This is a genomic window from Streptomyces sp. CB09001 (assembly GCF_003369795.1).
GTDB lineage: Bacteria > Actinomycetota > Actinomycetes > Streptomycetales > Streptomycetaceae > Streptomyces.
On the sequence record NZ_CP026730.1, the window covers coordinates 2,922,598 to 2,943,071 of the forward strand.

Annotated in this window: 4 protein-coding genes (1 of these 4 running past the window's edge); all 4 read left to right on the plus strand. The window is 74.6% G+C overall.

Going from position 1 to position 20,474, the window contains the following annotated elements:
- Tightly spaced (each overlapping or abutting the next), the 4 genes in view from C4J65_RS13355 to C4J65_RS13370 form a layout consistent with a single transcriptional unit that may run on beyond the window.
- Positions 1–2,180, plus strand: the final stretch of a protein-coding gene (locus tag C4J65_RS13355; RefSeq protein WP_115742617.1) for a non-ribosomal peptide synthase/polyketide synthase. 20,005 nt of this gene lie to the left of the window's left edge; 2,180 of the gene's 22,185 nt are visible here — the last part of the coding sequence; the start codon falls outside the window, past its left edge; the stop codon is at positions 2,178–2,180.
- Positions 2,177–4,321, plus strand: a complete 2,145-nt coding sequence (locus tag C4J65_RS13360) for a condensation domain-containing protein (protein WP_275898151.1) — start codon at positions 2,177–2,179, stop codon at positions 4,319–4,321. The genes C4J65_RS13355 and C4J65_RS13360 overlap by 4 nt, the downstream gene beginning before the upstream one ends.
- The gene (locus C4J65_RS13365) at positions 4,318–13,197 is read left to right on the plus strand and encodes a non-ribosomal peptide synthetase (RefSeq protein ID WP_275898183.1); all 8,880 of its coding nucleotides are present in this window, start codon (positions 4,318–4,320) and stop codon (positions 13,195–13,197) included. The genes C4J65_RS13360 and C4J65_RS13365 overlap by 4 nt, the downstream gene beginning before the upstream one ends.
- Positions 13,197–20,471 carry a non-ribosomal peptide synthetase gene (locus C4J65_RS13370; protein WP_162833162.1) on the plus strand — a complete coding sequence of 2,425 codons (7,275 nt, stop codon included), beginning with the start codon at positions 13,197–13,199 and terminating at the stop codon, positions 20,469–20,471. The genes C4J65_RS13365 and C4J65_RS13370 overlap by 1 nt, the downstream gene beginning before the upstream one ends.
- The last annotated feature ends 3 nt before the right edge of the window (positions 20,472–20,474 follow it).

Consider the following 20,474-nt stretch of genomic DNA (forward strand, 5'->3'; position numbering starts at 1 on the left):
ACCTGACCTGCGAGCGGTTCGTCGCCGATCCGTACGGTGGGTCCGGCGAGCGGATGTACCGCACGGGCGACCTGGTCCGCTACAACGCGGCGGGCGAACTGGAGTACCTGGCCCGCGCCGACGACCAGGTCAAGATCCGCGGCTTCCGGGTGGAACTGGGCGAGATCGAGACGGTCCTGTCCACCCGCCCGGAGCTGGCCCAGGCCGCCGTGGTCGTCCGCGAGGACCGGCCCGGCGACCGGCGCCTGGTCGGCTACGTGGTGGCCGCGGCGGGCCGGGACGGCGAGGTGGACCCGGACGCGCTGCGCGCCTTCGCCCGCCAGGCGCTGCCGGACTACATGGTGCCGTCGGCGTTCGTGGTCCTCGCCGCCCTGCCGCTGACCGCCAACGGCAAACTGGACCGCAAGGCGCTGCCCGCGCCCGACTACGGGGCGGCGTCCACCGGGCGGGCCGCCCGCACCCCTGCCGAGGAGCTGCTGTGCACGCTCTTCGCCGAGGTGCTCGGCCTGTCCGCGGTGGGTGTCGACGACGGGTTCTTCGATCTGGGCGGCGACAGCATCCTGTCCATCCAGCTCGTCAGCCGGGCCCGCGCCGCCGGTCTCGCCCTCGCCGTCCGCGACGTCTTCGAGCACCAGTCGACGGCCCGGCTGGCCGCCGCGCTGGCCGACCGGGACGACGCCGCTCCCTCCGTACCGGGGGCCGAGGAGGTGGTGCCGCCGTACGGCCGCACGCCGCTGACCCCCGTGATGGCGCGTACCGCCGAACTCGGTCTGGGCGGCGACGACTTCAACCAGTCGGTCGTGGTGTCCCTGCCGCCCGAGGCGGACGGGGACCGGCTCCTCCCGGCCCTGCAGAGCGTGCTCGACCACCATGACGCCCTACGTCTGCGCATCCTGCCCGACGGGAGCACGGAGGTACGTGTCCCGGGCAGTGTGCCGGCCGCGGACGTCCTGCGCGTCGTCACGCGGGCCCCCGGCGCCACCGGCGAGGAGTACGACGCCCTGGTCGCGGAGGCGGCGTGCGCCGCACGGGACCGCCTCGCACCGGCCGAGGGCCGCATGCTCCAGGCGGCCCTGGTCGCCGGAACGGACGGCACGGACGGCGTGCTGATCCTGGTCGCCCACCACCTGGTCGTCGACTCGGTGACGTGGAGCATCGTCGTACCGGACCTCGCCGCGGCGTACCGGGGCGAGGAGCCCGCCCCCGTGGGCACCTCCTGGCGGCAGTGGGCCACCTCACTGGAACGGCTGGCCACCGACCCCCGCGTCGAGGCGGAGACCGCCCACTGGGAGCACACGCTGGCCGGGGCGGGCACGCTGCGCCTGGACCGCGGGCGCGATGTCCAGGGCGACGCCGGACGCGTCGGCCTCGAACTGGCCGCGCGAACGACCGAGGCCCTGCTCACGCGGGTTCCGGGGAGCGTCAACGCGAGCGTGCACGACGTCCTGCTGACGGCCTTCGCGTTCGCCGTCGCCGGGTGGCGGCGCGGGCGCGGCGAGGACCCGGACGCGCCCGTCGTGCTCGACCTGGAGAGCCACGGCCGGCACGAGGACGCGGTGACGGGCGCCGAACTCAGCCGTACGGCCGGCTGGTTCACCGCCCTCCACCCGGTGCGGCTGGCGCCGGACGTCGCCGACTGGGCGCGGCTGCACCAGGACGGCGACGCGCTGAGGGACGGCCTCAAGCAGGTGAAGGAACAGCTGCGGGCCGTACCGGGCGACGGCCTCGGATACGGCCTGCTGCGCCACCTCAACCCCACCGCCGGGCCCCGGCTCGCGCGCCTCCCCGAGCCCGACTTCGGCTTCAACTACCTGGGCCGCCGGGTCACCCCGGCCACCGGCACCCCGGAGCCGTGGACCGTGACGGGCGGCGGTCTCGCCGGCTCGCGGCCCACGGCACCGATGGCCCACGCGGTGGAGCTGAGCGCCGTCGTCCACGAGGGGGCGGACGGCCCCCGACTGCGCGCGGAGTGGACCTTCGCACGCCGCCTGGTCCCCGATCACGACGCACGCCGCCTGGCCGAGCAATGGTTCCGGGCGCTGGAAGCCCTGGTGGAGCAGGCCGGCCGGGCCGGCACCGGCGGTCTGACCCCGTCCGACGTGACCCTCGGCTCGCTCAGCCAGTCCGAGATCGAGGAATTCGAGTCCGACCTTGAGTCCGAGTGGGAGATTGAGCAGTGAGCCAGCAACCGACCCGTGCGCGCGGCAAGATCGAGGACATCCTTCCGCTCTCCCCGCTGCAAGAGGGCTTCGTGTTCCTCGGGCTGCTGCACACGGAAGGACCCGACCTCTACATCGGCCAGGTGGCCTTCGACCTGGAGGGCCCCTTCGACGGCACCCGCATGCGGGCGGCGGCCGGGGCGCTGCTGCGCCGCCACGCCAACCTGCGCGCCGGGTTCCGGCAGCGCAAGAACGGGGCCTGGGCGCAACTGGTCCTGCGCGACGTCGACCTGCCGTGGCAGGACGCCGACCTGAGCACGCTGCCCGAGGACGAGCGCCGGGCGGAGGCCGACCGGCTCGCCGCCGCCGACCGCGCCCGCCGTTTCGACCTGGGCCGGCCGCCACTGCTGCGCTTCACCGCGATCCGGCTGTCCGCCGACCGCGTCCGGCTGGTGATGACCAACCACCACATCGTGCTGGACGGCTGGTCCATGCCGGTCCTCCTGCGCGAACTCATGGCGCTCTACGCCGCCCAGGGCGCCCCCTCCGCGCTCCCCCGGGTCCGCCCCTACCGCGACTACCTGGCCTGGCTCGAGGCCCGCGACCGGGACGCCGCCCGCGACGCCTGGCAGCGGTCCCTGTCCGGACTCGACGAGGCCACCCTCCTCGCCCCGGACGCCGGCCCGGCGTCGACCGCTCCCTCGCAGGTGTCCTTCACCGTGGACTCCGAGGTCAGCGGCGCGCTGTCGGCCTGGGCGCGGGGTCGGGGCGTGACCATGAACACGGTGGTCCAGGGCGCCTGGGCCCTCGCGCTGGCCCAGGCCACCGGACGCGACGACGTCGTCTTCGGCGCCACCGTCTCCGGCCGCCCGCCCGAGCTGCCCGGCGTCGAGTCCATGATCGGCCTGTTCATCAACACCCTGCCCGTCGGCGCCCGCCTCGACCAGGCCGAACCCCTCGGCGACCTCTTCCGCCGCCTCCAGGACGAACAGGCCCGCCTCCTGGACCACCAGTGGCCCGGACTCGCCGACATCCAGCACTGGGCCGGACACGGCGAACTCTTCGACACCGCCATGGTCTTCCAGAACTACCCCGTGGAGGAGGGCGACCTCACCGCCCCCGCCGACCCGGACCGGCTCCAGGTGACCTCGGCCGACATCAAGGGCGGCACGCACTTCGCCGTCAACGTCGTCGCGACGATGCGCGGCGCCGAACTGTCCTTCCGCGTCGACTACCGCCCCGACCTCTACGACGAGGCGTACGCCCGCGACTTCGGCCGCCGGATGCTGCGGGTATGGGAGACCCTGGTCTCCGACGCGGACCGTCCCGTGGCCCACCTCGACACCCTCGACCCGGCCGCGCGGGAGCGGGTCCTGGTGGAGTGGAACGGGGCCCCGACCGAGCTACCCGGGACACCGCTGCACGAACTGATCAGCGCGCAGGCCCGGCAGACGCCGGACGCCGTGGCGGTCGTGTGCGACGGCACCTCCCTGACCTACGCCGAGCTGGACGGGCGCGCCAACCAACTCGCCCGACACCTGCTGGGGGAGGGGCTGGGTGCGGAGCAGTTCGTCGCGATCGCGCTGGCCAAGTCGCTGGACGCGGTGATCAGCATGCTGGCCGTACTCAAGACCGGCGCGGCCTACCTGCCCATCGACCCCGACTATCCCGCCGAGCGCATCAGCTACATGCTCGACGACGCCCGGCCGGCGCTCACCCTCAGGGAACCCATACCGGCCGCTGCATACGGTCACCGGCCCACCGACGACATCACGGACGCGGAACGACGGACGCCCTGGTCGGCCCGCCATGCCGCGTACATGATCTACACCTCGGGCTCCACCGGCCGCCCCAAGGGCGTCGTCATCGAACACCACGCCCTGGCCACCTATCTCCACCGCGCCCGCAGCACGTACTCCGCCATGACCGGCGTGACCGTCCTGCACTCCCCGCTGGCCTTCGACCTCACCATCACGGCCCTGTGGACACCTCTGACAAGCGGCGGCACGGTCCACCTCACCAGCCTGGAGGAGACTGACGTCCAGCCCAGCCTGATCAAGGCCACACCGAGCCACCTCCCCCTGCTCACCAGCCTGCCGGACACGGCTTCCCCTCCCACACCCTCATCCTCGGCGGCGAAGCCCTCCACACCGACCAGCTGACCGACTGGCGAACGCAGCACCCCCATGTCCAGATCATCAACGCCTACGGCCCCACCGAATCCACCGTCAACATCACCGACCACCACGTAAGCGAAGACACCCCTGACGGCCCCATCCCCATCGGCCGACCCTTCGCCAACACCCAGGTCTACGTCCTCGACTCAGCCCTGCGGCCCGCCGCGCCCGGCGTCACCGGAGAGCTGTACCTCGCCGGAGAGCAATTGGCGCGCGGCTACCTCGGCCGCCCCGCCCTCACCGCCGAACGCTTCACCGCCAACCCCCACAGCCGCACCCCCGGCGCCCGCATGTACCGCACCGGCGACCTCGCCCACTGGAACCACCACGGCCACCTCACCTACGACGGACGCGCCGACCACCAGATCAAACTCCGCGGCCACCGCATCGAACCCGGCGAAATCGAAGCCACCCTCACCGCACAACCCGGCATCACCCAAGCCACCGTCCAACTCCGCGAAGACACCCCCGGCGACCAACGCCTCATCGCCTACCTCGTCGTCAACGACCTCACCGAATACGACGAGCCCACCCTTCGGGACGCACTGGCCGGCGCACTCCCCGACTACATGCGCCCCTCCGCCTACGTCACCCTCGACGCCCTCCCCCTCACCCCCAACGGCAAACTCGACCGCACCGCCCTCCCCGCACCCTCCTACACGACCACCACCACCGGACGAACCCCCCGCACCCCCCGCGAAGAAATCCTCTGCACCCTGTACTCGGAGATCCTCTCGGTGAACACCGTGGGCATCGACGACAGCTTCTTCGAGCTCGGCGGTCACTCCCTCCTCGCCACCCGCCTGGTCAGCCGCATCCGCACCACCCTCGGCCGGGAGCTGGCGATCCGGCAGCTCTTCGAGACGCCGACCGTCGCGGGCCTCTCCCGTGCCCTGGACACGTCCGGCACCCTGCGCACCGCGCTCACCGCGAGGCCGCGTCCGGAGCGCATCCCGCTCTCCTACGCCCAGCAACGCCTCTGGTTCCTCCACCAGCTCGAAGGACCCTCGGCGACCTACAACATCCCCACCACCCTCCGCCTCACCGGCACCCTCGACACCGAAGCCCTGCACGCCGCCCTCAACGACCTCCTCGCCCGTCACGAAAGCCTGCGCACCACCTACACCGAGGACGACCAGGGCGCCCAGCAGGTCGTGTTGCCCGTGGAGGCCGTCGCGACGCCCTTCACCGTCGTCGACGTGGCCGCGGAGGACGTGGCGGAGCGGGTGGCCGAGGCGGCGGCGCACGCCTTCGACCTGGGCGCGGAGATCCCCGTACGGGCGCGGCTGTTCCGGGTCTCGGAGCGGGAGCACGTGCTGCTGCTGCTCGTGCACCACATCGCCAGCGACGCCTGGTCCCGCACCCCCCTGGCCCAGGACCTCACCACCGCCTACACCGCCCGCTGCGCCGACGCCACACCCACCTGGCAGGCCCTGCCCGTCCAGTACGCCGACTACGCCCTCTGGCAGCAGGAGATCCTCGGCGACGACACCGACCCGGAAACCCTCGCGGGCCGCCAGCTCGCCTACTGGAAACAGCAGCTCGCCGGCCTGCCCGAACAGCTCGACCTCCCCACCGACCGGCCCCGGCCCGCCACCGCCGACCACACCGGCGACCGCGTCACCTTCACCGTCCCCGCCGACCTCCACGCCCGTCTGACCGAACTCGCCCGGGAGACCAACACCACGGCGTTCATGGTGCTCCAGGCGGCGTTGGCGGCGTTGCTGACGCGGCACGGCGCGGGTGAGGACATCCCGATCGGCACCCCCGTCGCCGGACGCACCGACGACGCCACCGACCACCTCATCGGCTTCTTCGTCAACACCCTCGTCCTGCGCACCGACACCAGCGGCAACCCCACCTTCCGCGAACTCCTCACCCGAGTCCGCGACACCGACCTCACCGCCTACACCCACCAAGACCTCCCCTTCGAACGCCTCGTCGAAGCCCTCAACCCCACCCGCTCCCTCACCCACCACCCCCTCTTCCAGGTGGTGCTCACGCTGCACAACACGCAGGGCACGAAGACGGAACGGTTCGCCGATCTGGCGGCCGAGGTGGTGGCGTCGGAGTCGGTCTCGGCGCGGTTCGACCTGTCGTTCGCGCTGGCCGAGCACTTCGGCGCCGACCATTCCTGCGAGGGCATGAGCGGCGGCGTCACGTACAGCACGGCGCTCTTCGACCGTGCCACGGTGCGGGACCTCGCCGACCGGCTGGTGCGGCTGCTCGACGCGGCGGTGGCGCATCCGGGGCGGCCCGTGGGGCAGTTGGAGATCATGGACGCGGCCGAACGGCGGCTGGTCCTCCAGGAGTGGAACGACACCGCGGCCGAGCCGCCCGCCGCGTCGGTGACCGGGCTCCTCGAACGGCAGGCGCGGCGGTCGCCGGATGCGACGGCCGTGGAGTTCGGCGAAGTGCGGCTGACCTACGCGGAGCTGAACGCGCGCGCCAACCGGCTGGCCCGGCACCTCGTCGCGCGGGGCGCGGCGCCGGGGCGGTTCGTCGCCGTGGCGCTGCCCCGCTCGGCGGAGCTGGTCGTGACGCTGCTCGCGGTCCTCAAGTCGGGGGCCGCCTACCTGCCGATCGACCCGCACTACCCGGCCGAGCGGGTGGAGTACATGCTGGCCGACGCGGGCCCCGCGCTCACCGTGGCCGAACCGGTGGCGGAGGCAGAGCTGTCTGGGTGCGGGGACGCGGACCTCGGGGCGGACGAGCTGCGGGGTCCGGTCCACGGGGCGCATCCGGCGTACACGATCTACACCTCGGGTTCCACGGGGCGGCCCAAGGGTGTCGTGGTGCCGCGCGGGGCGCTGGACAACTTCCTGGCCGACATGGGCCGGCGGTTCACGCCGGGGGCCGGCGACCGGCTGCTCGCCGTGACCACGGTGGGGTTCGACATCGCGGGACTGGAGATCTTCCTGCCGCTGCTGCACGGTGCGGTGCTGGTGCTCGCCGACGAGGAGACCGCGCGCGACCCCCACGCGCTGCTGCACCGGGTGTCGGCGTCGGAGATCACCATGGTCCAGGCGACGCCGAGCCTGTGGCAGGGGGTCGCGGCGGTGGCCGGGGACGAGCTGGCCGGAGTGCACGTGCTGGTGGGCGGGGAGGCGTTGCCGTCCGAGCTGGCGCGGGCGTTGACGGGCAGCGCCCGCTCCGTGACGAACCTGTACGGGCCGACGGAGGCGACGATCTGGGCGACGGCGGCCGATGTCACCGAGTCCGGGCCGGTCATCGGCCGGCCGCTCGCCAACACCTCGGCGTACGTGCTGGACTCGGCGCTGCGGCCGGTCCCGGTCGGTGTGCCCGGCGAGTTGTACCTGGCCGGGGAGCAGCTGGCGCAGGGCTATCACCTGCGTCCCTCGCTGACCTCGGAGCGGTTCACCGCCGACCCGTACGGCCCGGCCGGTACCCGGATGTACCGCACGGGCGACCTGGTGTGCCGCCGCCGGGACGGTGCGCTGCGCTATCTGAGCCGGGTGGACCAGCAGGTCAAGCTGCGGGGCTTCCGTATCGAACTCGGGGAGATCGAGGCGGAGCTGTCCCGGCATCCGGCGGTCGCCGAGGCCGCTGTGACGGTGCGCGAGGACCGGCCGGGCGACCGGCGGCTGGTCGGCTACGTCGTACCGAACGGAACGAACGGCCCGGCGGGTCCGGCGGCTCCCGCGGGCCCGGTGCCGAGCGCCCCGGAGCTGCGGGAGCGGCTGCGCGGACGGCTGCCGGAGTTCATGGTGCCGACGGCGTTCGTGGTGCTCGACGCGCTGCCGCTGACGCCGAACCGGAAGCTGGACCGCAAGGCGCTGCCCGCTCCGGAGTACGAGGGCGAGCCGGTGGGCCGGGGGCCGCGGGATCCGCGCGAGGAGATCCTGTGCGCGCTGTTCGCCGAGGTGCTGGGAGTTGCCCGGGTCGGCATCGACGACGGCTTCTTCGACCTGGGCGGGCACTCGCTGCTCGCGAGCCGGCTGGTCAGCCGCATCCGGACGGCGCTGGGCGTCGAGCTGTCCGTGCGCCAGTTCTTCGAGACGCCGACGATCGCCGGGCTCTCCGGCGCCCTGGACCGGGCGGCGGGCGCGCGGGCGCCGCTGGCGGCCCGGCCGCGTCCGGAGCGGGTCCCGTTGTCGCCGGCGCAGCAGCGCCTGTGGTTCCTGCACCAGTTCGAGGGGCCGTCGGCGACGTACAACATGCCGACGGCGCTCAGGCTGTCCGGTCCGGTGGACCGGGCGGCGCTGGAGCGGGCGATCGGTGACCTGCTGGTCCGGCACGAGAGCCTGCGGACGGTGTTCGCGGCGGACGACGGGGGTTCGTGGCAGGTCGTGCTGCCCGCCGACCGGGCCGCCCGCCGCCTGGACGTGGTCGACGTGGCCGCCGGGGAGGTGGCGGAGCGGGTCGGCGAGGCGGCCCGGCACGCCTTCGACCTGACGGCCGACATCCCGTTCCTGGCCCGGCTGTTCCGCGTCTCGGACACCGATCACGTCCTGCTGCTGCTCATCCACCACATCGCGGGCGACGGCTGGTCGATGGCGCCGCTGGCCCGTGACCTCACGTCCGCGTACGCGGCGCGCTGCGCGGGCACGGCGCCGGACTGGGAGCCATTGCCGGTGCAGTACGCCGACTACGCGCTGTGGCAGCGGGAGGTGCTCGGCGACGAGTCCGACGCCGACAGCGTGGCGGCGCGGCAGCTGGCGTACTGGAAGGACGCCCTGGCGGGGCTGCCCGAGCAGTTGGAGCTGCCCACCGACCGGCCCCGGCCGGCGACCGCGGGCTACACCGGCGACCGCATCGCGTTCACGGTGCCTACGGCGCTGCACGCGCGGTTGGCGGAGCTGGCGCGGTCCACGCACTCCAGTCTGTTCATGGTGGTCCAGGCGGCGTTCGCCACGCTGCTGACGCGACTGGGGGCGGGCGAGGACATTCCCGTCGGCACGGCGGTCGCGGGGCGCAACGACGCCGCCACCGAGGATCTCGTCGGGTTCTTCGTGAACACGCTGGTGCTGCGCACCGACACCGGCGGCAACCCGACCTTCCGTGAGCTGCTGGGCCGGGTGCGCGAGCGGGACCTGGCCGCGTACGCGCACCAGGACGTGCCGTTCGAGCGGCTGGTGGAGGCGCTGAACCCGGCGCGCAGTCTGGCCCACCACCCGCTGTACCAGGTGATGATCACCTTCAACAACACGGCCGGTGCGGGCGCCCGCACCGCTCCGGACGCCCCGGCGGTGTCCGGGGCGGCGGGCGCGCTCGTGAACGCGACCCGGATGACGGCCGGTACCGGGGTGGCCAAGTTCGACCTGGCGCTGACCTTCGGCGAGCGGCACGACCCGTCGGGCGGTCCTGCGGGCATGCGCGGTTCGCTGGAGTACCGCACGGAGCTGTTCGACCGGGAGACCGCGGAGTCGGTGATCTCGCGGCTGCTCGGGGTGCTGGGCTCGGTCACGGCCGACCCGGACCGGCCGATCGGCGGGATCGGCCTGCTGGACCCGGCCGAGCGGCGGCAGGTGCTGCGGGAGTGGAACGACACCGCGCGCCCGCAGCGCGAGGGGACCCTGCCGGAGCTGTTCGAGGAGCAGGTCGCCAGGACTCCGCGCCGCCCGGCGTTCTCGGCCGGCGGGACGACGCTGACGTACGCCGAGCTGAACTCCCGCGCCAACCGGCTCGCCCACCTCCTCGCGGAGTCCGGGGCGGGTCCGGAGCAGGTGGTGGCGATCTCGCTGCCGCCGTCGGTGGAGATGGGCGTGGCGGTGCTCGCGGTGCTGAAGACGGGGGCCGCGTACCTGCCGGTCGACCCGGGCGCTCCGCGCGAGCGGATCGCCACCATGGCCGAGGACGCGGCGCCGGTGTGCGCGCTGACGACGTCGGCGGTCCCCGCCGGGGTGTTCCCGGCGGAGCTGCCCCGGCTGCTGCTCGACGACCCGGACGTCACCGCCCGGCTGGCCGCGCAGCCCGCGCACGACCTGACGGACGAGGACCGCACGCAGCCGCTGTCGCCGTGGAACGCGGCGTACATCATCTACACGTCGGGCTCCACGGGCCGTCCCAAGGGGGTGCTCGTCGAGCACCAGCCGGTGCTGAACTACCTGGCGGTGTCGGCGGAGCTGTACCCGGGCGTGGCGGGCAACGCGCTGCTGCACTCGCCGCTCTCCTTCGACCTGACGGTCACGGGTCTGTTCGCGCCGCTGCTGAACGGCGGCCGCGTGCATCTCGCGGACCTGGAGGAGCTGCACGAGCGCGCGCTGGACGGCGAGGTGCCCGACCTGCCGCAGACGACGTTCCTGAAGGCGACGCCGAGCCATCTGCCGCTGATCACCGGGCTGCCTGGGGTGTGCGTGCCGGACGGGGAGCTGGTCCTGGGCGGCGAGTCGCTGACCGGCCGCGCGGTGCGGACGCTGCTCGCGGCGCATCCGGGGGCGCGGGTTCTCAACGAGTACGGTCCGACCGAGACGATCGTGGGCTGCACGACCTGGCGGGTCGAGACGCCGGACGACCTCGCGGACGGTGTGCTGACCATCGGCCGCCCGTTCCCCAACACGCGCATGCTGGTCCTCGACCCGTATCTGCAGCCCGTGCCGGCCGGGGTGCCGGGCGAGTTGTACGTGTCGGGGGTGCAGCTTGCGCGCGGCTATCTGAACCGGCCCGGGCAGAGCGCGTCCCGGTTCGTCGCCAACCCCTTCGAGGGGCCGGGCGAGCGGATGTACCGCACCGGCGACATCGTGCGCTGGAACCGGCGGGGCGACCTGGAGTTCATCAGCCGGGTCGACGACCAGGTGAAGATCCGCGGCTTCCGGGTGGAGCTGGGCGAGGTCGAGTCGGCCCTGTCGCGGCACCCGGGGGTGCCGGAGGCGGTGGCCGTGGTGCGCGAGGACCGGCCGGGCGACCGGCGTCTGGTGGCGTACCTGGTGACCGGGGCCGGGCCGGTGCCGGTGCCGTCGGACGAGGAGTTGCGGGAGCGGCTGCGCGAGACGCTGCCCGACTACATGGTGCCGTCGGCGTTCGTGCGCCTGGCGGAGCTGCCGCTGACCGGGAACGGCAAGCTGGACCGGGGGGGGCTGCCCGCGCCGGACTACGCGGCCGCCGGCACGGGCCGGGCCCCGGCCACGGCGCGCGAGGAACTGCTGTGCGCGCTGTTCGCCGAGGCGCTGGGCCTGGAGTCGGTCGGTGTCGACGACGGCTTCTTCGACCTGGGCGGCGACAGCATCCTGTCCATCCAGCTGGTCAGCCGGGCCCGTGCGAAGGGCCTCACGCTCTCCGTGCGGGACGTCTTCGAGCACCAGAGCGTCGCCCGCGTCGCCGAGGCACTCGAGCTCGCCGAGGCGCAGGCCGCCGACGGCGCGGCGGGGGTGTCGGCGGGCGCCGCACCGGGAGAGCCGGAAGAGGAGGAAGCGGCGAGCGGGCCGGTGCCCGCGACGCCGATCATGGGGTGGTTCGCCGCGCTGGGCGGGCCGGTCGCGCCGTTCAATCAGTCGGTGGTGGTGTCCGTGCCCGCGGACCTGGACGCGGAGCGGCTGGTGGCCGCCCTCGGAGCGCTCCTGGACCGGCACGACTCGCTGCGGCTGCGGGTCGCCGCCAACTGGTCCATGTCCGTGCCCGAGCCCCAGCCCGGCGGCTCGGACGCCGCCGGTCTCCTCACGCGCCGCGTGGCCGGGGACGTCGACGACGCCGGGCTGCACGCGGTGGTGGCCGCGGCGGCCGCCGCCGAACGCGACCGGCTGTCCCCGGCCGACGGACGGATGCTGCGGGCCTGCCACGTCGACCGGGGGCCGGACCGGCCGGGGCTGCTGGTCCTGGTCGCCCACCACCTGGCCGTGGACGCGGTCAGCTGGCGGCTGCTCGTGCCGGACCTGGCCGCCGCCTACGAGGGCCGCCCGCTCAGCCCGGCGGGCACCGCCTGGCGCCGGTGGGCGTCGGCGCTGCGGGACCTGGCCGGCTCCCCCGTCACCGAGGCGGAGACGGACCACTGGCTGGACGCGGCCCGCCCGGCGGCCGAGCCGGCGGACCCGGTACTGGATCCGGCGCGCGACACCCATGCCCGCTCGGGGCAGGTCGTCCTCGACCTCGACCCGGACACCACCGACGCCCTGCTCACCTGGGTGCCCGGGGTGTTCCGGGCGGAGATCAACGACCTGCTGCTCACCGCGTTCGGGCTGGCCGTCGCCGACTGGCGGCGCGACCGGGGCGCCCGGGGCACGGCGCCCGTCACGGTGGACCTGGAGAGCCACGGCCGCCACGAGCACCTGGTGCCGGGCGCCGACCTCACCCGCACCACCGGCTGGTTCACCTCGATGCACCCGGTGCCGCTGCACCCCGAGGTCGACGACCCGGACTGGGCCGAGGTGTGGGACGGCGGGGCCGCGGCCGGGCGGGCCCTGAAGCGGGTCAAGGAGCAGCTGCGCGCCGTCCCGCGCGACGGCGTGGGCCACGGCCTGCTCCGTCACCTCAACCCGCGCACCCGGGACCGGTTCGCCGCCCTGCCGGCACCGGCGTACGGCTTCAACTACCTGGGGCGCCATACCGGCGGCCGGGGCGGCGGCGCACCGGGCGGCGGCGCCGGGCCCGAACCGTGGAGCGTGCTCGGGCGGGGCCTGGCGGGCCAGCACCCCGACACCCCGCTGGCGCACCCGGTGGAACTGGTCGCGGGCGCCCACGACACCGACGAGGGGCCCCGGCTGCACAGCGTGTGGACGTACGCCGACGCCGTGCTGTCCGAGGCCGAGGTGCGGCGCCTGGGCGAGGGCTGGTTCCGGGCCCTGAAGGCGCTGGTCGAGCACGCCGGCCGGCCCGAGGCGAGCGGTCTGACCCCCTCGGACGTCTCCCTCACCTCGCTCAGCGAGGACGACATCTCCCGACTCGAGAGCGAATGGGGTTCCCTCTGATGGCCAAGTCCGGCTTGGAAGACATCCTGCCGCTGTCCCCGCTCCAGGAGGGGATGCTGTTCCACAACCTCTTCGACGACGAGGAGCTGGACGCCTACAACGTCCAGGTCTTCATCGACCTGGAGGGCGGCACGGACCCGGAGCGGCTGCGCCGGGCCGGGCAGGCGCTGCTGGAGCGGCACGCCAACCTGCGGGCCGCCTTCCGGCACGAGGGGCTCAAGCGCCCGGTGCAGCTCATCCCCCGCCGGGTCGTCCTGCCCTGGGGCGAGGAGGACCTGGCGGGCGTCGCCGAACCGGAGCGGGAGGCGGCGGCGGAGCGGATCGCCGAGCGGGACCGCTGGACGCGCTTCGACCTGTCCCGGCCACCGCTGATCCGCTTCACCCTGGTCCGGCTCGGCCCGGCCCGCCACCGGCTGCTGCTGACGCTCCACCACATCCTGGCGGACGGCTGGTCCATGCCGATCCTGCTGCGCGAGCTGATGACCCTCTACGCGGTCCACGGCGACGGCACGGCCCTGCCCCGGGTGCGCCCCTACCGCGACTACCTGGGCTGGCTCGGCGGCCGGGACCGGGACGCCGCCGGCCAGGCGTGGACGGAGGCGTTCGCCGGGTTCGACACCCCGAGCATCGTCGCCCCCGGCCGGGGCGCGCTCACCGCGGCGCCCGAGCGGATCGACTTCTCCGAGGACGAGCCGGCGAGCGCCGCGCTGACCCGGTTCGCCCGGTCCAACGGGCTGACGGTGAACACGGTGATCCAGGGCTGCTGGGGACTGGTCCTGTCCCACCTCACCGGTCGGGACGACGTGGTGTTCGGCGTGACCGTCAGCGGCCGCCCGCCGGAGCTGCCCGGCGTCGACACCATGGTCGGCCTGTTCATGAACACCCTGCCGCTGCGGGTGCGGCTGCGGCCCGCCGAGACGCTGACCGGGTTCCTGCGCCGGCTGCAGGGCGAGCAGGCGCGGCTCATCGACCACCAGTGGGTGGGCCTCGCGGAGATCCAGCGCTGGGCGGGATCCGGCGAACTCTTCGACACCGCCATGGTGTTCGAGAACTATCCGCTCAACTCCAGCCGCGGCCGCCCCCCGGGTGCCGCGCCGGACGCGGACCTCCCGACCGTCCTCGGGGTCCGTTCGAAGGACCAGATGCACTACCCGCTGGGTCTGCTGGCCCTGCCCCGCGAGACCCTGCGGTTCTCGCTGGGCTATCTGCCGCAGGTCTTCGACCGGGCGCGGGTCGAGGCGGTGATCGCCGCGTTCCGCCGGGCGCTGCGCACCGTCCTGGACGCCCCGGACACCCGGGTCGGCGCGGTCGCGCTGCTCGACCCGGAGGTGCGGGGCACCGTCCTGGAGAAGTGGAGCGGCTCGGACGACGTGCGGCCCGCCGAGCGGTTCACCGACCTGTTCGAGGAGCAGGTGGCGCGCACCCCGGGCAAGACGGCGCTGATCGCCCCCGACGGACGGCTGACCTACGCCGAACTCGACGCCGCCGCCAACCGGCTGGCCCGGCGCCTGGTCGAACTGGGCGTCGGCCCGGAACGGCACGTGGCGGTCGCGGTGGGGCGCCGCACGGAACTGGTGGTCGGCATGCTGGCGGTGCTCAAGGCGGGCGGCGCCTACGTGCCGGTCGACCCGGAGTACCCGCCGGACCGCATCCGCCACATGATCCAGGACGCGGATCCCGCACTGGTCCTCACCACCTCCGACGTGGACGACCGGATCGGCGAGGAGTGCTGCGGGCCGCTGACGTTCGTCATGGACGACCCCGGCACCGGAACGTCGCTGAGCAGGCACTCCGGGACCGTCCTCACCGACGCCGACCGCGCGGCGCCGCTGCTGCCGGACCATCCGGCGTACGTCATCTACACCTCCGGCACGACGGGCCGCCCCAAGGGTGTCGTCGTCGAGCACCGGGCCCTGTCGGCGTTCGTGCGGCACTGCCGGTCCTCGCAGGCACCGGACATCTCGGGGCTGTCCGTGATGCAGGCGTCCGCGTCCTTCGACCAGAGCGTCGGCTCGCTGCACGCCCCGCTGATCAGCGGCGGCTGCGTCCGGCTGACGGATCTGCGCGCCCTCGCCGAGACGGCCGGGTCCGAACCCGGCTTCCGCCGTGCCACGTTCATGAAGGGCACCCCGTCGCACCTGGCGCTGCTGGCCACCATGCCGCCGGAGGTCGCGCCCTCGGGCACCCTGACCCTGGGCGGCGAGGAGCTGCGCGGGGAGATCCTGGCGCCCTGGCGCGAGACCGTGCCCAACGTGACGGTGGTGAACGTCTACGGGCCCACCGAGGCCACCGGTCACTGCCTGGAGCACTGGATCGTCCCGGACCGCACGGTGGAGCCGGGCCCGGTGCCGATCGGCACCCCGCACGAGGGGGTGCGGGTGTACGTCCTGGACTCCGCGCTGCGCCCGGTCGCGCCGGGTCTGGACGGCGAGGTGTACCTGGCGGGCGTGCAGCTGGCGCGCGGCTACCTGGGCCGGGGCGGGCTGACCGCCGAGCGGTTCACGGCCGACCCGTTCGGGACGCCGGGCAGCCGCATGTACCGCACGGGTGACGTCGCGCACTGGAACGAAGCGGGGGAGCTGGTCTTCGCCGGGCGCGCGGACCGGCAGGTCAAACTGCGCGGGTACCGCATCGAGCTGGGCGAGATCGAGGCCGCCGTCGCGGGCGGGCCGGGGGTGCGCCAGGCCGCGGTCCTCCTGCGCGAGGACCAGCCGGGCGACCAGCGCCTGGTGGCCTACGTCGTCCCGGACCCCGGCCACTGGGACGAGGCCGCCGCCCGCACCCGGCTGGCCCTGTCCCTGCCGGACTTCATGATGCCCTCGGCGTTCGTCGCCCTGGACGCCCTGCCGCTCAGCCCGAACGGCAAGCTGGACCGGGCGGCGCTGCCCGCCCCGACGTACACCGGCCGGACCGCGGGCCGGGCGCCGCGCACCCCCGCCGAGGAGATCGTCTGCGACCTGTACGCGGAGGTCCTCTCGCTGCCGGGCGTCACCGTCGACGACGACTTCTTCGACCTCGGCGGGCACTCCCTGCTCGCCACCCGGCTGGTCAGCCGGGTCCGCACCACGCTGGGGGCCGAGCTGTCCATCCGGCAGTTCTTCGAGGCGCCGACCCCGGCCGCGCTCGCCGTGGTGCTCGCCGGGGCGGGCCGGGCGCGGGCCGCGCTCACCGCACGGCCCCGCCCCGAGCGCCTCCCGCTCTCCTACGCCCAGCAGCGCCTGTGGTTCCTGCACCTGCTCGAAGGGCCGAGCCCCACCTACAACATCCCGACCGTGCTCCGGCTGTCCGGCCCGCTGCGCCCGGACGCGCTGCGCGCGGCGCTGCTGGACGTGGTCGGGCGGCACGAGAGCCTGCGGACCACGTTCACGGAGGACGAGCTGGGCGCCCGCCAGGTGGTGCACCCGGCCGACGGGGTCCGGCCGGTCTTCGAGACGGCCGAGTCCACGGAGGCCGACTACGAGGCCGACCTCGCCCGGGCGGCCCGGCACCCCTTCGACCTGGGCGCGGAGATCCCCGTACGGGCCCGGCTGCTGCGGCTGTCGGAGCGGGAGCACGTCCTGCTGCTGCTCGTGCACCACATCGCCGGCGACGCCTGGTCCCGCACCCCCCTGGCCCAGGACCTCACCACCGCCTACACCGCCCGCTGCGCCGACGCCACACCCACCTGGCAGCCCCTCCCCGTCCAGTACGCCGACTACGCCCTGTGGCAGCGCGACGTCCTCGGCGACGACACCGACCCCGGCACCCTCGCCGGCAAGCAGCTCGCCCACTGGAAACAACAGCTCGCCGGCCTGCCCGAACGACTCGACCTCCCCACCGACCGGCCCCGGCCCGCCACCGCCGACCACACCGGCGACCGCGTCGAGTTCACCCTCCCCGCCGACCTCCACACCCGCCTGACCGAACTCGCCCGGGCCACGGACACGACCCTCTACATGGTGCTCCAGGCCGCCCTCGCGACCCTGCTCACCCGGCACGGCGCGGGTGAGGACATCCCGATCGGCACCCCCGTCGCCGGACGCACCGACGACGCCACCGACCACCTCATCGGCTTCTTCGTCAACACCCTCGTCCTGCGCACCGACACCAGCGGCAACCCCACCTTCCGCGAACTCCTCACCCGAGTCCGCGACACCGACCTCACCGCCTACACCCACCAAGACCTCCCCTTCGAACGCCTCGTCGAAGCCCTCAACCCCACCCGCTCCCTCACCCACCACCCCCTCTTCCAGGTGGTGCTGTCGCTGCGCAGCACCGCGTCGCGGGCGGACGGGGAGGGCGCGCCGGCGCTGCCGGGCGGGCTGACGGTGAGCGGCACGGGCGGTGCGGCGGCGACGGCGGCCAAGGTCGACCTCGGGTTCTCGGTGACGGAGCGCCGGGCGGCCGACCACACCCCCGACGGGGTGGCGGGCGTCCTCGACTTCCGCACCGACCTCTTCGACCGCGGCACCGCGCAGGGTCTGGTGGACCGGCTGGTGCGGGTGCTCGCCGACGCGGCCGCCCACCCCGACCGGCAGCTGAGCCGCATCGACGTGCTCGGACCGCGGGAGCGGCACCGGGTCGTCGAGGAGTGGAACTCGACGGCGAAGGGCCTCGCCCCGGCCACCCTGCCCGAGCTGTTCGAGCGGCACGTGCGGGAGCGCCCCGGCGCCGAGGCGGTGGTCGTCGGCGACACGTCGCTGAGCTACGCGGAGCTGAACGCGCGCGCCAACCGGCTGGCCCGGCACCTCGTCGCGCGGGGGGCGGGCCCCGAGCGGCTGGTGGCGCTGGCGCTGCCCCGCTCGGCCGAACTGCCCGTCGCCGTCCTCGCGGTGGCCAAGGCGGGCGCCGCCTACCTGCCGCTGGACCCGGCCCACCCGGCGGAGCGGATCGCGGGCACCCTCGACGACGCGGCACCGGTCGCGCTGCTGACCACGGCCGCGGTGGCCGCCGGCCTCCCGGACACGGACGTGCCCAGGCTGCTCCTTGACGAGGAGACCGCGGACGGGGCGGACGCCGGTGACCCGGGCGAGTCCGCCCGCGCCGGTGCCGACCTCACCGACGCCGACCGGCTCGCGCCGCTGCTGCCGGGGCATCCGGCGTACGTCATCTACACCTCCGGCACCACCGGCCGCCCCAAGGGCGTCACCGTGACGCACTCGGGCCTGCCCGCCCTGCTGGACATCTTCACCTCGCAACTGGACGTCGTCCCCGGCAGCCGCGTCCTGCACCACCTCTCCCCCGCCTTCGACGGCGGGTTCTGGGAGCTGGCGATGGGGCTGCTGACCGGTGCGACCCTCGTCGTCGTGGAGCCCGGCACCGTGCCGGGGCCCGCCCTGGCCGCGCTGGCGGTCCGCCACCGGGTCACCCACGCGGCGATCACCCCCGCGGTGCTCCAGCTGATCCCCGAGGGCGCGCTGCCCGCCGCCACGACCCTGGTCGTCGCCGCCGAGACCTGCCCGCCGGAACTGGTCGCCCGCTGGTCCGCGGGGCGCCTGATGCGCAATTCCTACGGCCCGACGGAGACCACGGTCTGCGCCACCATGAGCGCCCCGCTGGCGGGCGCGGCCGTCCCGCCGATCGGCGCGCCGATCGCCGACACCGCCGGGTACGTCCTGGACGACGCGCTCCAGCCGGTGCCGCCGGGCGTACCCGGGGAGCTGTACGTGCGCGGGCCCGGACTCGCCCGCGGCTATCTGGGCCGCCCGTCGCTGACCGCGGGCCGCTTCGTGGCGTGCCCGTTCGGGCCGGCGGGCGGCGTGATGTACCGCACCGGCGACCTGGTCCGCCACCGCGCGGACGGGAACCTGGAGTACCTGGGCCGCACCGACACTCAGGTCAAGCTGCGCGGCATGCGCGTCGAGCCGGCCGAGATCGAGGCGGTGACGGCGGGCCTGCCCGGCGTGGCGCAGGCGGCCGTGCTGGTCCGCGAGGACACGCCCGGGGACCGCCGCCTGGTCGGCTACGTCGTGCCGGACGCCGGGGCGAGTGTGGACCCCGGCGCGCTGCGGCAGTCGCTGCGCGGCTCGCTGCCCGAGTACATGGTGCCCGCCGCCCTCGTGGTCCTCGACGCGCTGCCGCTCACCACCAACGGCAAGCTGGACCAGCGCGCGCTGCCCGCCCCCGAGTACCGCACCGTCGAGGGCCGCTCGCCGCGCACCCCGCGCGAGGAGGCCCTGTGCCGGCTCTTCGCCGAGGTCCTCGGTCTGGAGCTGGTCGGTCTCGACGACGGCTTCTTCGACCTGGGCGGCCACTCGCTGCTGGCGATCCGGCTCGTGGAGCGGGTCCGTGCCGAGCTGGGCGAGGAGCTGGGCGTACGCGACCTGTTCGCCGCGCCCACGGTCGCCGACCTGGCGGTGCGGCTGGCGGCGCGCGGCGGCCGGGAGCCGATGGAGCGGCTGCTCCCGCTGCGTGCCGCCGGTGCCGCCCGGCCGGTGTTCTGCGTCCACCCCGGTTCCGGCATGAGCTGGTGCTACTCCGGCCTGGTGCGCCACCTGCCGCCCGGCATCCCGGTGTACGGCGTCCAGGCCGCCGGACTCGACGGCGACGGGCCGCTGCCCGCGACGCTTCAGGAGATGGCCGCCGAGTACGCGGACCTGGTCCAGGAGGCGCAGCCCGAGGGCCCGTACCGGCTGCTGGGCTGGTCGCTCGGCGGCAACGTGGCCTTCGCCATGGCCCGCGAACTGCGCGCCCGCGGGCAGGAGGTGGAGCTGCTGGCCTTCCTGGACGCCTATCCGCGGCAGGCGGGCGCGGGCCCGGACGCCCCGCTGGCCGAGGTGTTCGCGCACAACCTGCGCGACGCCGGGTTCGACGTCGCCGAGGAGGAACTCACCGGCGGCCACTTCCCCACGGCCCGCTACCGCGCGTTCCTGAACGCCGCCGGGGACCCGATGGGCCGCCTGGACGAGACCGAACTGGCCGCGGTTCTCCAGGTGTTCATGAACAACGCGGCCCTGATGCGCGGCCACACCCCCGGCACCTACGACGGCGACGTGCTGGTGCTGGCGGCCGAGCGGGCGGACGGCGACAAGCTGGCCCGCCGCGGCGCCGAGTCGTGGCGCCCGCACGTGAGCGGCCGGATCGAACGGGTCGGTGTCGACGCCGACCACCTCGGGCTCGTGCAGTCCGACGCCGCCCTCGCCGTCATCGGCCGCGCGCTGGCCGGCCGCCTGGACCCGGCGACGGGTCCCGCGGCTTCCGCAGCAGTCCCCGAGACCGAAGGAGTCACCGCCATGAACCCCTCGCCCGAGCCCGCCCCGTCGCCCGAGCCGCTCGATTCGACCGAGGTCGCCTGAGCC